Origin of the sequence: Erwinia aphidicola, assembly GCF_014773485.1 — a bacterium.
GTDB lineage: Bacteria > Pseudomonadota > Gammaproteobacteria > Enterobacterales > Enterobacteriaceae > Erwinia > Erwinia aphidicola.
Genome location: NZ_JACXBP010000014.1, coordinates 25883 through 46054 on the forward strand (window position 1 = coordinate 25883; position 20172 = coordinate 46054).

10 protein-coding genes are annotated in these 20172 nt (G+C 48.6%); 5 read left to right on the forward strand and 5 right to left on the reverse strand.

Annotated features, from left to right (window positions below; genetic code table 11):
- Window positions 1–94: 94 nt before the first annotated feature.
- From ID864_RS22260 to ID864_RS22270, 3 genes are all read right to left on the reverse strand, one after another.
- Entirely contained in the window at window positions 95–595 is a 501-nt protein-coding gene (locus ID864_RS22260; RefSeq protein ID WP_048918557.1) for a thioredoxin family protein, read from the reverse strand.
- 63 nt (window positions 596–658) lie between these two features.
- A complete protein-coding gene (locus ID864_RS22265; protein WP_048918556.1) occupies window positions 659–1015 on the reverse strand; it encodes a cupin domain-containing protein in 357 nt (118 codons plus the stop codon).
- A gap of 190 nt (window positions 1016–1205) precedes the next feature.
- Entirely contained in the window at window positions 1206–2498 is a 1293-nt protein-coding gene (locus ID864_RS22270) for a glycoside hydrolase family 10 protein (protein ID WP_048918562.1), read from the reverse strand.
- A gap of 202 nt (window positions 2499–2700) precedes the next feature.
- Between ID864_RS22270 and ID864_RS22275 the strand changes: the two genes are divergently transcribed.
- From ID864_RS22275 to ID864_RS22285, 3 genes are read left to right on the forward strand one after another with little or no spacing between them, the layout of a single operon-like run.
- On the forward strand, window positions 2701–3135 hold the full coding sequence (locus ID864_RS22275) for a GtrA family protein (RefSeq protein ID WP_062818098.1): 435 nt from the start codon (window positions 2701–2703) through the stop codon (window positions 3133–3135).
- Entirely contained in the window at window positions 3101–4033 is a 933-nt protein-coding gene (locus ID864_RS22280; protein ID WP_191150376.1) for a glycosyltransferase family 2 protein, read from the forward strand. Before ID864_RS22275 ends, ID864_RS22280 begins: the two co-directional genes overlap by 35 nt.
- Window positions 4020–5528 (forward strand): glucosyltransferase domain-containing protein, encoded by a 1509-nt coding sequence (locus tag ID864_RS22285; protein ID WP_191150377.1) that lies wholly within the window; start codon window positions 4020–4022, stop codon window positions 5526–5528. Before ID864_RS22280 ends, ID864_RS22285 begins: the two co-directional genes overlap by 14 nt.
- 875 nt (window positions 5529–6403) lie before the next feature.
- Here ID864_RS22285 and ID864_RS22290 read toward each other — a convergent pair.
- Window positions 6404–7681, reverse strand: a complete 1278-nt coding sequence (locus ID864_RS22290) for an ATP-grasp domain-containing protein (protein ID WP_099755172.1) — start codon at window positions 7679–7681, stop codon at window positions 6404–6406.
- Window positions 7678–8871, reverse strand: coding sequence for an MFS transporter (locus ID864_RS22295; RefSeq protein ID WP_191150378.1), 1194 nt, complete (start codon window positions 8869–8871; stop codon window positions 7678–7680). The genes ID864_RS22290 and ID864_RS22295 overlap by 4 nt, the downstream gene beginning before the upstream one ends.
- Window positions 8872–9471: 600 nt before the next feature.
- Between ID864_RS22295 and ID864_RS22300 the strand changes: the two genes are divergently transcribed.
- Both ID864_RS22300 and ID864_RS22305 read left to right on the forward strand, forming a co-directional pair.
- Complete coding sequence (locus tag ID864_RS22300; RefSeq protein ID WP_191150379.1) at window positions 9472–17766, forward strand: non-ribosomal peptide synthetase; 8295 nt, start codon at window positions 9472–9474, stop codon at window positions 17764–17766.
- 43 nt (window positions 17767–17809) lie between these two features.
- A complete protein-coding gene (locus tag ID864_RS22305; RefSeq protein WP_191150380.1) occupies window positions 17810–20158 on the forward strand; it encodes a beta-ketoacyl synthase N-terminal-like domain-containing protein in 2349 nt (782 codons plus the stop codon).
- Window positions 20159–20172: the final 14 nt, after the last annotated feature.

The window sequence follows — 20172 nt, forward strand, 5'->3', positions numbered from 1 at the left end:
TTACAGGGAGTTATGAGGAGTTATAGCGAAAAAGAAGCGGGTTGAAGGGAAGGCTAACCCGGCGCCGCGTTGGGCGGACCGGGGCAGGAAATGATTAGTTTTGACGCATAATGCTGACAATCTCTTCAAGCGTATCGGCCAGACGCTCGCCGCGCCTGTAGGCGAGCAGGGCCTCTTCACCGCCGCTTTGTAGCGACTTTGGCCGCTCGACAAACGCACCCAGCGGGGAAAGCTGTGCATCCAGTACTGCGGCAAACGGGATGCGTACTTTATCCAGATTGAACTGCTGTTTGAACAGTGACTCTGACTGATCGCGGGTGATCACGGCCAGCTGAGCATCAGGATAGCGCTCGCACAGCGCGTTAATTGCCGGCATATTGCGCTGGCAGTCCGGGCACCACATCTCTGCGGCCGCCAGGATGACGAATTTTCCTGAGAGCGCCGCGATATCCGCGGTGGTTTCCTGACTGAGAAAGTCCGGTCGAGTGGTTTTCTCCTGCTCAATGCGCAGCTGCGCGATCTCCTGCGCTGTCCCCTGGCTGACGAACTCTTCATAGCCAACGCTGTTCTCAATGAGGGTGTTGAAATCTGCCACGCTATTTCTCCTGTCCGGTATTGCGAAATGATTCACGGATAATAGCAGGAGTGGGGGCAGAAATTAGCTCGCATCAAAAATGACGTAGAGTTTGCGCATCTGCGTGTCGACCACCCAGGTACCTGCGGTGTTCGCTTCGAAGAAAAAGGAATCGCCAGCTTTGAAGGTCAACGTCTCTTCGCCGTCCGGCGTGAAGGAACCGCTGCCGGCGAGAAAGTGCATTATCTCGGCCTGCTTCACCGAGCGGCGATAGCTGCCGGCGCTGCACTCGAAAATACCGGTATCAATATCTTCTTTTCCCGGGATCACTTTCTGAATACCCGACAGCTGAATTGGCGACGTTTCCGGCAGACCGTCAACGCTGCCCCAGGGTTCTAACACTTCTATAGCCGCTGGCTGTTCAATCTTTTGTACTTTCATTGGACTTTCCCTTTAGTGAATGTGATACAGCGAGCGTAACCTGATAAAAATTTCAGGGTTTTACTTGCTACGGTTACTCAGCATAAGAGAAGCACCAAATAGATTGGCGGGATTATTAGCCGCCGGTTAACACATTTGTGTGTTAATCGGCGTGCCTCTGGCAGAAACTTTTGCGGCCTGACTTTGCCATCTATTCGCCCCAGCGTTCTCTGAGGTAGTTAACCGCCTCCTGCGTCTGCATCTGGTTTAGGTAGTTTTCCCGGAACAGGATGGTGCCGTTGATTTGCGGCACAGCTTCGTTCAGGTCGAGCTGTTTTTTTAGCTCGGGCACGCCGCCGCCAATCATCCAGTCAGGTTCATTTTTTGACGGCTCACCCACTTTATACAGCGCGATGCCAATGTAGAGGCGGGTATGAGTCGGCTTGACCACATCCGCCCACCATTTTGCCAGCACGTCATAGCGTGCCGCCTGGCGGGCAAAGGGCCAGTAGAGCTGCGGGGCGATATAGTCCAGCAGCCCCTGCTGCACCCAGCGGCGAGTATCGGCATAGGCTTCATCGTATGCCGCCGCGCCGCGCGTGTCGGAGCCGGCCGCATCGTGCGAAAGGTTGCGCCATACCCCCGCCGGACTGACGCCAAACTCCACGTCAGGTTTCAGATGTTTGATGGTGCGTGATACCTGTTCGATCAGCTGCTGGGTGTTGTGCCGCCGCCAGTCAGCTTTGCTGGCAAAGCCCTGACCATAGGTCCGGAAGGTCTGAGAGTCGTTGAGCATTGAACCCGCGGATTCTGCATAGAAATAGTCATCGAACTGCACGCCGTCAACGGGATAACGCGCCACCACTTCGGCCACGATGCTGGTGATCCAGTCACGCGCCTCCGGGATGCCAGGGTCCAGCACAAAGCGGTCACCGGCGGTGCGGATCCACTCTTTATGCAGCACGTAAACGCTGGCCGGATGCAGCGACAGCGTGCGGTTTAACTCAGCAACGGTGGACGCTTTGGTGTTCACCGACACGCGATAAGGGTTGAGCCAGGCGTGGACTTTCATACCGCGCTTGTGAGCTTCATCCAGCATAAACTGCAGCGGGTCGTAGCCAGGATCCTTGCCAATCTCGCCCGTCAGCATATCGGACCACGGCAGTATTTTGGATGCCCACAGCGCAGTGCCATCCGGTTTCACCTGGAAAAACACGGCGTTGACACCGAGACTTTTCAGCTTATCCAGCTTATCGGTCAGCGCTTTCTGCTGTTGGCTGATGCGCGCGGCGGCACTGCTGGCATTGATTGAGGCCACCGGCGGCCAGTCAAGGCGGGAAACGGTTGCCAACCAGACACCTCTTAACGGCGGCTGACCCTGCTGCGGTTCCACCGGCAATGGCTTTGTGACCACCGGGAAAGGAGTAACCAGCGACTTTGGCGGTTGCGAAGAGCAGCTGACCAGCAGCAGGAGAGCTACACAGGCTGTGCTAACTGTCTTCATGCTGGATAACGATGGCAAGCAGCGAGGGCGGGTGATGGTATGCTCCGGTTCATTACGGTGGTGATGAGATAGCGAACATTCTCTTATTATCCAAAATTAAGTCAATGCTTTAGCTATAGACATATTCCGCGGCGAATGATGAGATTCCCCGCTATGCTTGTGTATCACCAGTTTTGCCAGCGACTGTTCCTGAGGAATATCGATGGGTAATAAGGGCATTTCTGCAGGTACCGTTTACGGTATTCCAATCACCTTTATCCGCTATGGCTTAACCGGGGGGCTTAATACCCTGGTGCACTGGCTGGTGTTTTTCACCGGCTATAGCCTGTTTCATTTTAATCAGGCCAGCGCCAACGCAGTCGCCTTTGCCTGCGCGGTAACGGTGAGCTTTTTTATTAACGCCCGCTGGACGTTCAGTAGCCCTGTGTCGCTTAAGCGCTATCTATTGTGGGTCAGCTTTATGGCGTTTTTCGCTCTCTTTACCGGCTGGTGTGGGGACTTACTGGTGCTCAATCCCTTCCTTACGCTGATAATTTTTTCTGCGTTAAGTCTGGTGATCGGTTTTTTTTTGCCAACCGTTTCGTTTTCAGGTGAGGATCGGAATGCTGATATCTCTGGTGGTGCCCGTGTGGAATGAGGAGGAGGCCGTACCGGTTTTTTACCGCGCGCTGGATATCCTCGGCGATCTGCAGCTGGAACTTATATTTGTTAATGACGGCAGTAGTGACAGCACCGCCGAGGTGATTGAGCGACTGATAGCCAACGATGAGAGGCTGGTGCTGGTTAATTTGCGTCGTAATTTCGGCAAAGAAGCCGCTCTGCTGGCGGGATTTAATTATTCTACTGGCGATGCCGTTATTCCGCTGGACGTTGATATGCAGGATCCCATAGAGCTTATTCCCGAGCTGGTCACCATCTGGCAGCAGAAGGGGGTGGATATGGTACTGGCGCGGCGCAGCGATCGGAGTGCTGATTCCTTCCTGAAACGTATCTCCTCGCGCTGGTATTACAAAATGCATAACGTGTTAGCGCGCGAGAAGATTGAAGAGAACGTTGGCGATTTTCGCCTGTTATCGCGCAATACGGTTGATGCGATCTGTTCACTTCCCGAGCACACCGTGTTTATGAAAGGCATGATGCCGTGGGTGGGGGGCAAGACCGCTATTCTGGACTATGCCAGGATGCCGCGCGTGGTGGGTAAAACGAAATTTAACGGCTGGAGCCTGTGGAATTTCGCCCTTGACGGTATTACCTCATTTTCTACACTGCCACTCCGCGTGTGGACCTATATAGGCGGCGTCGTCGCCGTTATTTCTCTGCTTTATGGTATCTGGATTGTGCTATCAAAATTTATCTGGGGCAATGCGGTTGCCGGCTATTCTTCGCTGATGACGGTCATGCTGTTCCTCGGCGGTGTGCAGCTGATTGGCATTGGTATTCTCGGTGAATATATCGGTCGCATGTATACCGAGAGTAAGAACAGGCCGCGTTATATTATTGAGAGCGTGCTGAGGAAGAAAAATGACGGCCAGTGAGATTCAGCCCGTTTCCCGTTTACGGCAGATAGTCTTTACCTTCGCGATAGCGCTGCTGGCGACCCTACCGGTCTGGACCAGCAAACTCTATTACCGTGACGATCTGTACCGGATATTCAATGGCAGCACCTCGGCGTGGCTGTCAAATGGCCGGCCAATGACCTGGCTGCTGCAGTCGATGCTATCGTTCAGCAGCAACCTTAGCGATATCTCACCACTTAATTTGTTAATCGGTCTGCTGGCGCTGAGCATTGCCTCGGTGATCTATATCGAGAAGCTGCGCATCCCACTCACCGGTTATTGGGCGCTGATACCCCCCCTGTTCATCATCCTTAACCCTTTTCTGGTGCAGTGCCTGCTTTACGCCTATGACAGTCTGACCATCCTGCTTGCCTTCGCCATTGCGATGATGGCCAGCCTGAAGCTGAGGCCGGGCGGGTTGCAGCAGCTCATCCTTGACGTGCTGCTTTTGCTGATGGTTCTGACGCTCTATCAGTCCGGCTTAAACCTGTTTATTGGCTGCGTGGCGTTACTGGCTGTATGCCGCATTATTCAACATTTACCCGTCTGGCAATGGCTTGGCGTCAAGATATTCGCGCTGCTGATTGCTGTGCTGATCTATAAATACGGCATCAGCGGCCCCCTGATTGATAAAGCGGATTTATACAGCATGCAGCATAATCAGCTGCTGATTCCCGGGCCGGGCGCGCTGCATATTCTGACTGAAAGCATCAGACGTTATTACTCCCTGTTTTTCAGCGCTTACCCTGGGTGGCGAGCCGGGTTTGTTTGGGGGCCTGTTCTGTTTGCTGCCGTCGGCCTTGGCATTACTGGAATCCGGTTAAAGCAGCAGCAAAGACTCAATGTCTCCACTCTGCTGCTGCTGTCAACAACACTACCAGTGGCCATTGCATCCGTTGCCGGACTCTCGCTTATGCTGGCCAGCCCGGTTTTTGTTCCGCGCATGCTGGCAGCCTGGGGAGTGACTCTGCTGTTCTGCTTTTATATCAGCGTTCAGGCATGGCCTGCGTTGAGGCGGTGGTTAGCTGGGCTGAGCGGAGTTCTGCTGCTGTACCATCTGGTGGTGATGCTGGCCTGCTTTAACACGGTGGTCAACAGCCAGCGCTACGAGTTTAGCGTGATGGCTCAAATTAAAAGTGACTTCTACCGACTGCCCGCACGCAGCATTGATAGCATGGCATTTATCGGTCAATTAGATGATGCGCCTGAGGTGCGAACTAATATCAAAAATCTCCCCCTGATTAACAACATACGCATGAAAATGCTGGGCGAGTCAGAACCCTGGATTTGGCAGGCGCTAATCGCCCATGCCGACTTACCGTTAAAATCAATCAGAGCGACTGAGCTGATTCGGGCGGCAAAGCCGCATAACTATCTTTCTCAGGGGCCCGAGTATGACGCCTATGTTGTCAACAGTACCTTGGTGATTGATTTCCGTAAGTCAGGTGGGGTGGTGGAGGCTGATGCTCAGTAGGCTGGATAGCATGTCAGTGCAAAGAAAAGGATGAATATGCCAGATAAATTATACGAGATAATCTATTAACGATATCTTTCCAGGTAAGCCGGAGTAGTAGATAAGAGGGACATTAGTTACAACACACACGATTCTGTTCCAGTTTTCTGTGTAAACCTCAGCTTCATAGAAACGGTAAGCTTCCAGCTCCCCACTGCAAAGCCCCGCCGCCCCGGGCCGTAGGCCCGGAACAGAGTGGCTTTGATGCCGGGTGTTGTAACTATCTATTTTATGGCTTTGGGAGGCATGGCTTCAGGTTATGGATACACGCCCGTAAGCGGCCCTACCGGCCCGCTAACGCGGAGATACGCCCGGTCTTCGACCGGACCACTCCGACGGCGCAGGACAAGATTCTACGTCGCAGTTAGCGGGGCTGGCTTAGCAGGGCGAGGTGGGATTAGTAAAACCTATCGATATCGGGCGGCTGCGCCGCGTCACGGCGACCCTGACCGACTGTGTTCTGTGGGACTATGGCTGTCGCCTTTATGCGCTCGCGCATTGAAAACAGAAACCTATCTACAGCTAAAAGCGTTTTTTCACGAACTATGGAGGAGCCGGGGCTCTAAGAAATAGAGAATGAGTCACCACAATTTAGTCACTGAATCACCACCAATACTGATAATGATAATGATAATGATTATTTAAGGGCCCATTAGTCGTGGCCTGGAATTGCCTGTTGCCTGTTGCCTGTTTCTAACTATGCGTGATAATTGCCGTCATCCTGCGCATTGTGCCCTATCATAAAGGCTTTGTTCGACCCTTTACGCAGCGCGAACTGCGCATAATTAAAACTCCCGCTAGGCAATAGGTTTTAACTGCGGGAGTCAAAAGTTAAACTAAGAGGTTATGCAGCTATAAAACTTACTGTTGTGTTCAATTTCATGAATAGCCTGCGTTGCTGATTCAATCTCATCATAAGATTCAGCAACAAGATACAAAGTTGCAAAGCTATTCATGCCATTCTCAGTCATGGCTATTCTGTCACCTTGCTGGCAACCTTTTCTGATACCATGTAGCTGAGGGATAACAGAGAACAGATCCCAGTGAATTTCATGAGTGATGACACCTGGATTAGGGGCGTGAATAGTGACAGTTCTGGCAAATTTGGCGTTAGTGGGTTTTCTCAACGTATCAAACCAGCCCTGATGAGCGCTTGATAACACCGTATCCAGTACCGTAGAGGAGCCATAAATTGCAAGCGGGAAGGTCGGATCCATCATCCCCTGTAAGCGGAATCCAAAATCGATAATAATGGGTTGGTTTTGGTGATTGACTATGACTTCAATATGGCAGGGGCCGTTTAGAACGCCCAGCTTCTCCAAAGACGCCAACACCTCCTGTTCAATAACCGAGAATACCGGTGATTCTGCAGGAATATAATCACCGGTATAATAAGCTGGTGATCCCATAATCTCTTTTTTGCGCACGTGCCAGATCTCGCGAACCACATGCTTACCCTGTGAGCTTATACTATTGACCATATACTCGCTACCAACGATTTTTGACATGGCAATAACCGAAGGAGATTCGCCCCTGCCAAAAGGGTCATTAAGTCTGAATGCTTTTTCAGCCGCTGAAGCTAAATCCGAGGAGTGGTTGCAGATAGTTACGCCTAAGGCCAGCACCCCTGCTCGTGGTTTAATCACCAATGGAAAATCTTTTTCCAAGGCTGAACAAGTTGATATTAAATTTTCAGCGTTAGTGAACTCTCTAAGGAAAAATCTGTTTCCGGGATAATCAAGTGCCTCATAAAGCATTTTTTTATCACGAAAAACGCTTTCCTCAAGACGATCGCTCGCAACAGGCACGGCTAAAGCCTGGCTTAATTTTACGGCAAGTTGGACCCCTGATTCACCACCCGCCAATACCGAAAAGACTTTATATTTACCAAGTTGTTCAACGAGACCTTCCATATTTCCTGAAAAACTCAGGTTTTCTTTATAGAGTTCTGGGTTGTAATAGAGAGAAGTCTGAGGATGTTTTTCTGTCTGATTTTCAATATGGATACATGAAAATCCAAGGGAAATAAAGGCAGGTGCTAAATAGCGGCCAGTTCCCATGCCATCAATAATTACCGCCACCCGATCATTGCTGTGCTTGATGATCTCACTCATGATTTATTCCTGAGATATGAGAAGAAATGAAAAATGGTCATTATAAAAATAACCGCTGAAGTCACTAATAATGCTGTAAAAGGTGATGTCAGGCTGATGATAGAAGAGAGAAGCAGGATAACAATCGCCATCGCTCCCATGACCGATACCTGTGTAACAGTAGATATATTGGCAATTTCTTCTTTAGTGCAGAGTAACATTATGTCGTTATATAGTTTAGAGTAAGCTATCTCAAAAAAGAACATATACAACAAATAAAATAAAACAGAAATATATTTGTAAGTAAAAATTGGAACTAACAGAAGAGTTAAAGCTGACAAGAAAGAACTAACTAGAAATATAGTTTCCCTAGACGTTACTTTTTTTCGTAAGTATGAGTATGCTGTTAACCCTAACAGAATGGCAGGCCCTACACCAACCTGTAAAAAAGATATATCGATTAAATCCGCACCTTCTATAAAGGCTGGTAAAGAAGCTCTGGCTATGTTGTGAAAACCTTGCAAAAACCCTGTGACAATCAGCAGATAAATAAAAGGCTTTCTTATTAGTTGATTTTTTATCGCATATAAAAATAATGCTATAAAACCCTGTTTAACCTTCGTGCTACTTGTGGATACAATAATCGGCTGTATAAGTAGATAAGAAAGAGTGCTAATGCAATGCATGGCCATCGCAATGATAATAATGACATCCAAACCATTTTTATCTAGGAATAGCATCCCGATACCTGAGGAGGACAATCCAACATATTGAGCCGCGTTAACAAGATTGAAACTGGACTCTAACTGATTTTTGCTATGCGCATTTTTAATGTAAACGTTACGCGCTGACTTGGAAATGCTGTCGAGTAAACCTCTTAAGATAAGGGCTATTAACATACCTGAAGCCGGAAGATAAAAAAAACTAGATAATAAAACAAATTGTAGTACTTCAACAATGACTAATGAACGTTTAATGTTTGATGCTGAAGCAAAGAAACTAATCAGTTGGATAAACAAAATAGGAGAAAACCACTGCATGACAAATACTAATCCAGCTAAGAAAATAGACCCGGATTGAGTATAAAAAAGATATGCCAGGCTAAGCAGGAGCAGTGTCGTACTAAAAGCAGAAGAGAATGTCCCTATAAAAAGATTAGGTAGAGAGGGTTTGGCGATAAGCTCATTTTCAGTTGAGTGCGATAAAGACATATTGTCCCTTTTTATTTTAATTAGTTTCGACTAAGACCTATCCATGCCTCAAAATATAATCAACCTCTATTTCACCTTTGTCTAGTTAAATCGGGTCAAAACACATAAGTAATTATTCATTTTCTTGTCTGTCAACAGAACTCTCTTTGCATATTTGTTATCAACAAAATCCGGGGTTCTGCTCTTTTATCTGTAAAATACGTAATCAATATACCACGGGATTAAGTGATGTCAACACCATATCTGTACAAAAATATTTTACATGTCATTGAAATATAAGAATTAACTTAAATTATAGTCTAAGCTTAAGATTTTTCCTTACTAACAAAATTCTAATGATTTTGATGGTTTTATAAGAATTTCTACTAGCCTCTCATTAGGGTGGTAACATCCTATTGACATTTCATTCTAGGAACATATAAATTAATCGCATGTTTTCCGCGAGCTAAACTTTAAAGATTTTCAAGATTTTCAAGATTTTCAAGACCAGAATTATGTTCATTTTGGATTTTCTAGTTTCGTAAATTTACCGCGCCTGAATTTTTTCTATTTCATGTACTCGGATCGTAGAGTCGTTTTAATTTCACAGGAGAATTATGAATGCAGTATGCAAGTTTGAACGAAATAGTCCACGAGCGTTGTAAATCAGATCCCAACAGACTTGCATATTCTTTCCTGGATGAAAACCTTAACGTTAACGAACAGTGGACCTATAAAGATCTTTTCAACAAAATTATTTTATGGTGTAGTGCCTTGGAAAGCGTCCAGAGTCAAAATATTCTGCTGGCCTTCCCTCCAGGTTTAGATTTTATTGCAGCATTTCTTGCGTGCTCTTTCTCCGCTAAAACCGCTGTTCCCGTCCATCTGCCTAGCCGGCGCAGCTCAAAACGTTTTCAACAAATTTTGCATGCCTGCAACAGTGACATTGTTATGACCAATGTTGAATCAGGAAGTAAAATCAGAAAGGTTATTGAATCGCTGCTAATTGAAACAGAAATTAATATTATTACCCAAGATGATTTTAACCCGCTTTCCACGCCGCAACTGAGATATCCGACTGGTAAAGATATCGCTTTTATTCAGTTTACTTCAGGTTCTACGTCCGAGCCAAAAGGGGTAAAAGTCAGCCACGAAAATATTATAAATAACCAGGAGATGATCTACGATTGCTTTGGGCATAGCCGCGAGTCGAGAATACTGGGATGGCTACCTGCTACTCATGATATGGGTTTGATTGGCATTATTTTGCAGCCATTATATGCGGCTGCACCCTGCTGGTTAATGTCACCTTCTCACTTCTCACGAAGTCCTGCCGATTGGCTTAACGCAATATCGCGCTTTGGTATTACGACTTCAGGGGGGCCTAATTTTTCCTATGACTTATGCCTTTCTGCGATCTGTGATAAGGATTTGAACCTTTCCAGTTGGCAGGTTGCTTTTAATGGCGCTGAACCCGTTAATGCACGAACTCTCAATACATTCATCCGCACTTTTTCCAAGAACGGGTTCAAGCCTGAAGCATTTTTGCCATGTTACGGACTTGCTGAAGCCACGCTATTTGTTTCAGGAAAACAGCACGGCACGGGAGTGACTATAATTGAAGTAGATGGCGATAAGCTTGCTTCCGATGGGTATGCTGAATTGCATTCAGGTGATAAAAAATTGGTCTCATCAGGCTTTCCTGATGCTCGTCTCCAGTTAAAAATCGTCGATCCTGTTAGTTGCAAAATAGTTTCTGAGCAGCAACAAGGAGAGATCTGGTTATGCGGATCAAGCATAACCTCGGGTTATTTCAATAGTGAAGTTCAGCCATTTTCTGCTATCGCGGGGGAAACCGCTTGCAACTGGCTTCGCACCGGAGATTTAGGCTTTCTGCATCAAGGTGAGCTCTTTATCACCGCACGCCTTAAAGATCTTATCATAATTAACGGCCGTAATATCTATCCGCAGGATATTGAGCTTAAGATTCCCGAACTGGACGCCCGCATTAAACTGGGGGCCGCAGGAGTCTTTGAATACCAAAATGAAGGCAGTGTTGCCATAGGGATCCTGGTAGAGGTTAACCCAAAATCACAGCCGCACTGGGAAGAGATTGCCAGAAACGTTTGTACTGGCGTCACCAGTTATTTTGGGGTCCGCGTTGGCAAAGTCGCGATGACTAAGTATGGCTCTTTACCCAGAACTACTAGCGGTAAAATTCAGCGCGGTAAGTGCCGCCAGTTAGCCTCTCAGGATGGAGAGAATTTAACCGGCGTTTATGTTCCATTGCAAAACAGTGCTGAAGTCCCGCTTCATCGTATGAATGTACAGCCCGGCCTGATATCCGAATTTTTAAACATTATCAATCGCTATTCAGGCGAAAATATTAGCGTAGCCCAATTAAGGTTTTCCTTTACGCAGCTGGGTCTTGATTCGATCTCCATATTCCGTTTTATTGCCGCCATCGAAACGCATTTTGGTGTCCGCCTGAACATGGACGAAGAAATGGCTGATGCCACACTACATGACATGCTGGATCATATAAGTCATCAAGCCGCTGTTTCATCTGCACTGCCCGAGGCTGAAAAAGAGCAACAGGATATAAACGGCGGTTTATCTCGTTTGCAGATGCGATATGCGCTGTTAGACCAGTTACAGGATGAAAAGTATCCATTAACCGTCTCGGCCATTTTAGCACTGAAGGGCGAGCTTGATATGCGTCTGCTGGAGCGATGCGTATTGCAGGTTTTGAAACGCCATGATGCTTTCTGGCTCCGTTTTGACAGCGAAATAATGAACAATAAGGTGCATTATGTTGCGCCTGAGCAGGTTGAAATAGCCTATCTGCTCGCGGTTTCTCAGCCAAATGAAGCCGAAAAATTTCAAGACGACTTTTTTGCTCGGCCTTTCAACAATACAGAGCGCCTGTACCGATTCGCGTTGTTAACGCGGCAGGAAAACAGCCATGATCTTCTTATTTGCTGCCATCATATTATTTTTGATGGATGGTCGCTGGACATCTTCACCAATGAGGTAATGGCTTATTATAAGGCAGCCCTAGAGTTCACTACACCTTCACTATCACCAGCCATATCCTATCGCACTTTGGATTCTTGGCTTCAAAGCAGGCGCCCGGAACAACGTTCATCTTCCCGGCAGAACGACTACCCGGTAACACAATTACCACGTGAGCCAGCAACGACTGAGGGCGGAAGTGGATCCTTGACCCTGACGTTGACAGCAGACCAGAGAGAGGATATCGCTCACCTTGCTAAAGAATTTGCTTTATCGCCGGCAGTCATCTGGATGAGTTTGTATGGCCTGACGCTTGCCCGGCTCAGCGCCACAACGCTGCATTTCATTGGCACACCATGCGCGCTACGTGAATCACCGGGTGCCCTGCATAGTATCGGCCTTTATCTCAGTATTATTCCGGTCAAAATTGCTATTGAGGATGAAATGGATTTTGCCGCTTATTGCCGACAGGTATCCGCTTCACTGGAGGAATCGAAGAAGGCCGCCACCTCTCTTGATCATATCGATGGTGCTAACGCGCAAGGGCTAGGTTTCAATCCTCAATGCTTTATTAATTACTTACCCAACTTCCGCAGTAAAGGAGAAGTGGAAAATCTGGAGTACCATTTACAACCTTGCCTGGCTCAGACGGCAAACTTCGATTTAACCCTGTATGTGCTTGATGGACTAGAAAAATGCGAACTACTCTTCACTTGGCGAAATTCCACCTTTAATCAGGAGCGCGCTGCCATATTCACCCGACAGTTACTGGATATTATCGCTCAGGCGCGTTCAACCGCTAATCAGCCACTGGAAAGCCTGCAGCTGGCTTCTGAACATAAGCTATCTGCCCCTGAACCTAATCCTTGGGAAGGAAGCGTTGACCAACAGGCTTATCGTTGGGCTAAAACTCACGGCGAAAGAATTGCTGTGGAGTATGGCGAGGAAAGAATAAGTTATCGCCAGTTAATCGGCTTCGCAGATAATCTTGCCTTAGCTTTCCAGCAGAGAGGCGTCAATCATCAGGATATCGTCGCGATTATTGCCGAGCGGACGCCAGATCTGGTGTTGGCGATTCTGGCGACATTACGCCTCGGCGCCGTCTATGCGGTGCTGGATGCCGCCTGGCCAGAGGTGCGCTGTTCAGCGGCCTTGTCTGTCCTCTCACCTAAGTTAGTGATTGATCTTCGTCGTCAACCTTTACAGGCCACGTCATTTAATACCGCTGCAACTATGGATCTGAGCTGCTTCAACGACGCACGCTGTTACGTGCCAGATTCGGTGCTTTTATCCGCTCCGGAGCATGGCAGTTGTGCGCCAGCCTGTATTACGTTTACCTCCGGTACCACCGGAGTACCTAAGGCTATTCTAGGGTCACATGGCGGGCTCAGCGCTTTCCTCCCGTGGCAGGTAAAGAGGTTCGCCTTGGATCATAACGCCCGTATATCGATGCTTTCTGGCTTAGCTCACGATCCGCTGCAACGGGATATTTTCACCGCCTGGTGGCTCGGGGCGACGCTGGTCATACCCAACGAGGACATCATAGGCCAAGGGTATCTGTTCCGGGAGTGGTTTAACCAGCAGGCAATATCATTTAGCAATCTGACACCTTCAATGGCTCGCTTACTGTCACTCGGTAATACGGATAGTGAACCTTTGACAACACTGAAACAGCTTTTTCTAGTGGGCGAAAGGATCAGCAAGCAAGAATTAGCCACTCTGCACCATCTGGCGCCGCAGACTGAGGTAGTTTTACTTTATGGCGCGACCGAGAGCCAGCGGGCGCTCTCACATTATATTACTGAGCGCACGTCAGATAATGCGCTAATTACATTGGGCACTGTTCCACCGGGAATGAGGCTGCTGGTACTGAATGAGCAAAACAGACTGGCAGATGTTGGGCAGATTGGCCAGATCGTCATTGCATCACCTCACCTGGCTAAAGGGTATCTTGCGGGTGATAAACTTGTACCTTTTGCCTGTCTTGCTGAATGGGGAACCTGTTATTACAGCGGTGACCTGGGCTATTACACCAGCAGCGGTGAGATAATTTGTACCGGACGTGCAGATCGACAGATCAATATTCGTGGATATCGTGTCGAACCGGGCGAAATTGAGAGCGCGATAAATTGCTATCCTGGCGTAACTTTTTCCCGCTTGCTGGTTAATGAGGAGCAGAATCAGATCACCCTGTTCGTACTCTCAGATGCGCGCAAAGAGGAATTGATGGCGCATCTGGGCAACTATTTACCCTCTTGGATGATGCCGAACGCTATTCAGCAGATTAACGAGGTACCACTGACTACTAACGGTAAGCTTGATGAAACAGCGCTTCTGGCGCTGTACGTCACCGAAAACACCCCGGACGCCGATCGGCATTATGGTGAAAAACAACAGCAGGCGATCGACTTAATTTTGAGTACGCTTGCAGCGCATGGGGCCGACCCCAGCCGCTCCTTTACACACGCTGGCGGCTCATCGCTGACGGCGCTTCAGCTGCAAAGCAAAGTATACAGGGAGTGGCAGGCTGTTATTTCGTTGGCCAGCATTCTGAATGCCCCATCAATTGCATTGCTTGCCAGTGAAATTATGCAAGCCATAGGTGAAAGCCAGGGGACGAGCTCACCCGCCATCAGCGCATACCCGCAAGCCGCAAGTGAGCCATTCCCGTTAAATGATATCCAGTCAGCTTATGTGGCTGGTCGACAAAAAGCGCTAAGCTCCACCGATATCGCTTCACAATCTTATTATGAATATCGCGTGCATAGCCTGGACAGCCTAGCTTTCGAGCAGGCGTGGAACAAAGTGGTTGCTCATCATGCGGGTTTGCGTGCCCGCCTTACAGCAGAGTGGCAGCAATTCTCTCCTGAAGAAGTACCTTATTATGCAATCCGGCGCGAAGACCTATCACAATATTCACTGGCAGAACGTACCGCTCATCTGCAGCGTAAAAGGGAAAAGCTCTCGAACCAGCAATTTGATCTGCACAGCTGGCCATTGTTCCTGATTGAAGAAACCGTGCTGGGCAACGAAACTTCGCTATTACATTTCCGAATAGATTATATCGTTGCCGATGCCTGGAGCTGGAACATCATTCTAGGTGATCTGGATGCGTTTTATCGCGGTGAACATAGTTCTCTCTCCAAATCCGCTATCAGCTTCCGCGATTATGTGCTGGCAGAAAAAGAGTGGCAGCAATCAACGGCACGAAAAGCGGCGCTGAAAACACTGGCAGCAGAAATTGGTCGCTATCCTAAAGCACCGCAGCTTCCCTATATTAAAACGACTGAGAAAATTAGCGAGCCGCACTTTAAGCGGTTAACTTACCAGCTGCCTGAAAATAAATGGAAAAGGATTCAGGATATCGCGCGAGCGCAATCGATTACACCAACGGTATTGCTGGTTACACTTATCGGGCGGGTTATAGCGCAGTGGTGTGATCAAAAAGAGTTTACCCTGAATATCACAACCTTCGACCGCAAAACCTGGCACCCCGATGTGAATCAGATCGTGGGCGACTTCACCTCTGTCATTATGCTGCCAATGAACTTTTCCGCGCAGGCGAGTTTGACGCAATATTGTCTTGAGCATAAGTCCAGCATGCTGGCAGAGATGGAGAATCAATATCTCAGTGGTATTGATGTACTTCGTGAAATTAATCAGTCGGCGGCTGAAGATAACACTATGCAAATTATGCCAGTGGTATTTACTAGCAAACTTGGGTTACGCCGTAATAACAGAACGCGCTACCCCTGGCTGGGGGATAAAGAGTATGGCATTTCCCGCACTCCGCAGGTATGGCTTGATTGCCAGTGTGAAGAGGATGAGCAGAATAACTTACTCTTCTACTGGGATGTGCTGGAAGATGTGTTCTATCCGGACACCATTAGAGGCATGTTTGCGGCATGTACCTCACTGCTTGATAAACTGGACGCGAACCCAGAGTGCTGGCGTGAAGCTATACAGGTACCACTGTCGTTTGAAGATCGGCAAATGCAACAGCTGGCAAATAATAATCGCCAGCCGTTTAAACTGGAAAAACTTTCAGCGGCGTTAAGTCAGCGCAGTGCAGCCGCGCCGGATACCCTTGCCCTAGTCTACGGAGAGGGGCAGCAGGTCAGCTGGCAGGAGCTTTATCAGCGCTCTACGCAGCTGGCTGCACAGATTCCGACGACGCTGATGGAAGGCAGCCCAGTAGCCATAATGTTGCGTAAGTCTGTGGATCAGATTGCCGCCTGCTTTGCCTCTCATCTGCGAGGCTGCTTCTATGTACCTGTTGATACCAGCCAAGGCGAGGAGCGTATCGCGAAGATCCTGACTGCCACTGCCTGTCAGTTTGCTTTTAGCGACAGTGCTGAACACAGGGAAATCTGCCGTAAGACGCAAACCCAGCTTTGTTTGACTCCTGAGCTGGTTGAGCCTGTTTTTGCCGCACCCCCGTTACCGATACAGCCAGATGAGGGACTGGAGAAGACTGCCTATATCATTTTCACCTCAGGTTCTACGGGTGAACCGAAAGGCGTTGTCATCTCGCATGCTGGCGCGGCAAACACCATCCAGGAGATTAACCGACGCTTCTCTGTCACTACAGCAGATTGCGTATATGGGATCTCATCCCTGAATTTCGATCTATCAGTTTACGATATTTTTGGCGCAGTGGCGGCAGGCGCAAAACTAGTGCTACCAGATGCACAATATCTGCGCGAACCCGCACACTGGCTTGAGCAACTGCACCAGCACCGTGTAACGATCTGGAACAGCGCTCCTGCCCTTATGCAGATGCTGGTGCAGTATTGCCTCGATAACCAACGCGGACTGCCTGACAGTTTGCGATTGGTGATGATGAGTGGCGACTGGATACCGCCTGGATTACCGGAGCAGATCCGCCAGCTTGCCCCCAAAGCTCAGTTGGTGTCATTAGGGGGGGCAACCGAAGCCTCGATTTGGTCAAACTATCATGAGATATCCACGCGCGCCTACCCGGTGAGTATTCCTTACGGACGGCCGCTGGCAAACCAGACCATGTATATCCTTGATCAACATCTTAATCCTTGTCCCTGCCTCACTGTCGGTGATATCTGGATCGGGGGTGCCGGGCTGGCAGACGGTTACTGGAACAACGCAGAGTTAACTGCTAAGGCTTTTATACACCATCCTGATACTCAGGAGCGGCTCTATAGAACAGGTGACCTTGGCCGCTGGATGCCAGAGGGTGAGATAGAGTTCCTTGGCCGTAAAGATTTCCAGCTGAAGATTAATGGCTATCGCGTAGAACCTGGTGAAATTGAACATGCCCTGCTTAACCATCCCGGCATCACCGCCGCGCAGGTCATTGCTCATCAACACGCTGGCAATGGCAAAGCCCTGATTGCTTATTTAGTCGTGGAACAAGGTTACGCACTAGATAGCTCCGCATTGCGCCAAGTCCTACGCAAACAACTGGCTGAATATATGATCCCGGCGCGTTTCATTGTGCTGGACGCCTTCCCATTAACCTCTAATGGCAAGATTGACAGGAAAGCCCTGCCAGTTCCGCCTGAAGAGGAGAAAAGGATCACACGAGTTCCTGCCAACCATTATCAAAATGCGGTATGTCAAATATTCTCCGAAATATTGTCTCTCCCACAAATGGAACCACATGCCAATTTCTTCGAATCAGGGGGCACTTCACTGGAGGTGATCAGAGTTCAGTCTAAAATCCAGAGCGTATTTAACGTCAGCGTTCAGGTTGCAGACATCTTCCGTTTTGCAACGCCGGAAAAGTTGGGACGGCATATTGAAGAAAAAGTGATGTTGAATGGCACTGCCAAAAAAAGTGCTGAAGTGCCGACTACAAACCGAAGGTTGCAAATTCGTCAGCGTCAAACCCAGCAGCGACGTGCACAGAAAATCAGGCAATAGGACATTTTAGTTTTCTATTTAACTTACTTAAGGATGATGTGTTATGAACAATGAAAAAAATTCGAACGAACTCCATAATGAGCATGGCATCGCGATTGTTGGTGTTGCCTGCCAATTTCCTGGGGTGGCTGATTTCAAATCATTTTGGTCAGTGCTGGCAAACGGTGAAGAAACTATAAGCCACTTTACCGATGAAGAGTTGCTTGCGGCGGGCGTACGTGAAGATCGTCTATATGCAAAAAACTATATTAAATCAAAAGGCATTTTGACTAACGTGGAAAATTTTGACCACGAATTATTCAATATTGAGCCAGACCGTGCCTTGTTAATGGATCCTCAGCACCGAGTATTCATCCAAAAGTGCTGGGAGGCGCTGGAAGATAGTGGTTATGACCCGCATCGTTACCCGGGGTCAATCGGCCTCTACGCAGGCTGCGCCATTAATACTTACGTGCTTAATAACCTGCGGCATGCCGATCGTAATCTCACCCATCGCTTTAACTCAATTGAGTATCTGGTGATGACGGATAAAGATTTTCTGTCAACGCAGACTTCCTATCTGCTTGGGCTGACCGGGCCCAGTGTCACTGTGCAAACTGCCTGCTCAACGTCAATGGCCGCAATCCATATGGCCAGTGAGAGTATCCTGTCGGGCGAAAGTGATATGGCTTTAGCCGGGGCAGTAACTATCTATTCACCCCAAGTGAAAGGATATCTGTATGAGCCTGACAGCATTATTTCTCCTGACGGCCATGTGCGCTCTTTCGATGCCAACGGAGGCGGAACGGTATATAGCTCCGGGGTTGGCGTCGTTCTGCTGAAACGCTTCTCAGAAGCCGTGCGGGATAACGATAATATTTATGCCGTAATCCGTTCTACGGCGATCAATAACGACGGCAATCGTAAAGCGCAGTTCAGAATGCCAAGCGCTGAGGGGATTGAACGCGTATCCTCTGCGGCATTGGAACTTGCTCAGGTTCCCGTTGAAAGCATCGGGATGGTTGAAGCAAACGGGTCGGGTACCTTATTCGGCGATCCGATTGAAGTTGCTGGCATGGCTGAGGCATACAACCAGTACGATCTAAAACCTCAATCCATCCCTTTAGGCTCGGTGAAAAGTAATATTGGCCATATGAATGTCACGGCCGGGATGGGGGCTGTATGTAAAACGATTGCCGCCCTGCAGGCGGGTCAAGTGCCCCCTTCAATTAACTTTGAGAAGCCGAATCTGGCAATCGACTTTTCTAAAACCCCCTTCTATGTTTGCGACAAACTGACTCCTTGGCCACAAATTCCCGGCCCACGCCGGGCCGCGGTGAATATTTATGGTGTGGGCGGCACTAACGCCCATGCGATACTCGAACAAGCCCCTGAGCGTACAATTGACGCCAGCCCGCGTCGGCATCATCTGTTACTGCTGTCAGCTAATTCAGAAAACAGTCTGAAACAGGGGAAGAATAAACTGAGCGAATTTCTCGCCAGCGAGCAGCAGGACTATGGCAGCGTGGCATTCACGCTCAACCAGGGACGGCAGCAGCTCTCCTATCGTAGCTATGCGCTGGCAAGTGAGCAGAGTTTTCAGGGCTCTCTGCAATTTTCGCCGTGCGTTAATACTTCAGATAAGACGCGCTCTTATCTCGGGCTCTACTTGGCATCTTCTGAAGCAAAGTCGATCCTAGGCCTCTCGGATAAGAGATTCCAGCAGATCCTGGCTGCCGAACCGGAGCTTGATGCTGCGTTTGCAGCAGGCACTTCTGATGTCTTGCAGAATAAACTCCTGAGCCTGATTGCAGGAAGTCTCTTAGGTAGCGATTTGCTCAATAGCGGAATTCAGTTTGACTGCGTCAGCAGCGAAAATGAATTGCTTGCCCTACAGCTTGCCTCCGTCCTGACTATAAAGGAAGTTCTTGAGCTGACCCGCCTTGCTGCATTACCTGATAATGCAGAGCGCAAAATTAAAATTAACGCGCTAATCGATCAGCGTGAGCGCTCTGGGGCCGAACACGCCATCTTCTCAGAAATACTCAACAAGGAAATTGGTGCCGGTGATAGACTGACTGCGGGAGAGATCTACCGTCTGGCAGTCGCCCCGGCAGTCACAGCTGCTCCGGACGTTTTCTTTGACAGCAGCTGGGAAATGGTCACGATCTCATGTGGCCATTCGTCTGAACGCGTCATTGGCTGGGACGATTATCTTACAGACAATGAAAATGCTGTATTAAAACTGGCTGGCGAGCTGTGGCTGTCCGGGCACCGGGTTGATCTGCAAGCCTGGTATAAAGAGTCCCCACGCTATCGCATTTCGCTGCCTACCTATGCTTTTGAACAAAATCGTCACTGGATTGATATTCCTGTTACGACTAAAGCTTCCAACTATGACGTAGCGCTTTAAGACAAAAATATAAA

Bases quoted from the DNA above. Each gene is read 5' to 3' on its own strand.
- ID864_RS22265 (WP_048918556.1), bottom strand. From the start codon at position 1,015: ATGAAAGTACAAAAGATTGAACAGCCAGCGGCTATAGAAGTGTTAGAA.
- ID864_RS22270 (WP_048918562.1), bottom strand. From the start codon at position 2,498: ATGAAGACAGTTAGCACAGCCTGTGTAGCTCTCCTGCTGCTGGTCAGC.
- ID864_RS22275 (WP_062818098.1), top strand. From the start codon at position 2,701: ATGGGTAATAAGGGCATTTCTGCAGGTACCGTTTACGGTATTCCAATC.
- ID864_RS22280 (WP_191150376.1), top strand. From the start codon at position 3,101: ATGCTGATATCTCTGGTGGTGCCCGTGTGGAATGAGGAGGAGGCCGTA.
- ID864_RS22285 (WP_191150377.1), top strand. From the start codon at position 4,020: ATGACGGCCAGTGAGATTCAGCCCGTTTCCCGTTTACGGCAGATAGTC.
- ID864_RS22290 (WP_099755172.1), bottom strand. From the start codon at position 7,681: ATGAGTGAGATCATCAAGCACAGCAATGATCGGGTGGCGGTAATTATT.
- ID864_RS22295 (WP_191150378.1), bottom strand. From the start codon at position 8,871: ATGTCTTTATCGCACTCAACTGAAAATGAGCTTATCGCCAAACCCTCT.
- ID864_RS22300 (WP_191150379.1), top strand. From the start codon at position 9,472: ATGCAGTATGCAAGTTTGAACGAAATAGTCCACGAGCGTTGTAAATCA.
- ID864_RS22305 (WP_191150380.1), top strand. From the start codon at position 17,810: ATGAACAATGAAAAAAATTCGAACGAACTCCATAATGAGCATGGCATC.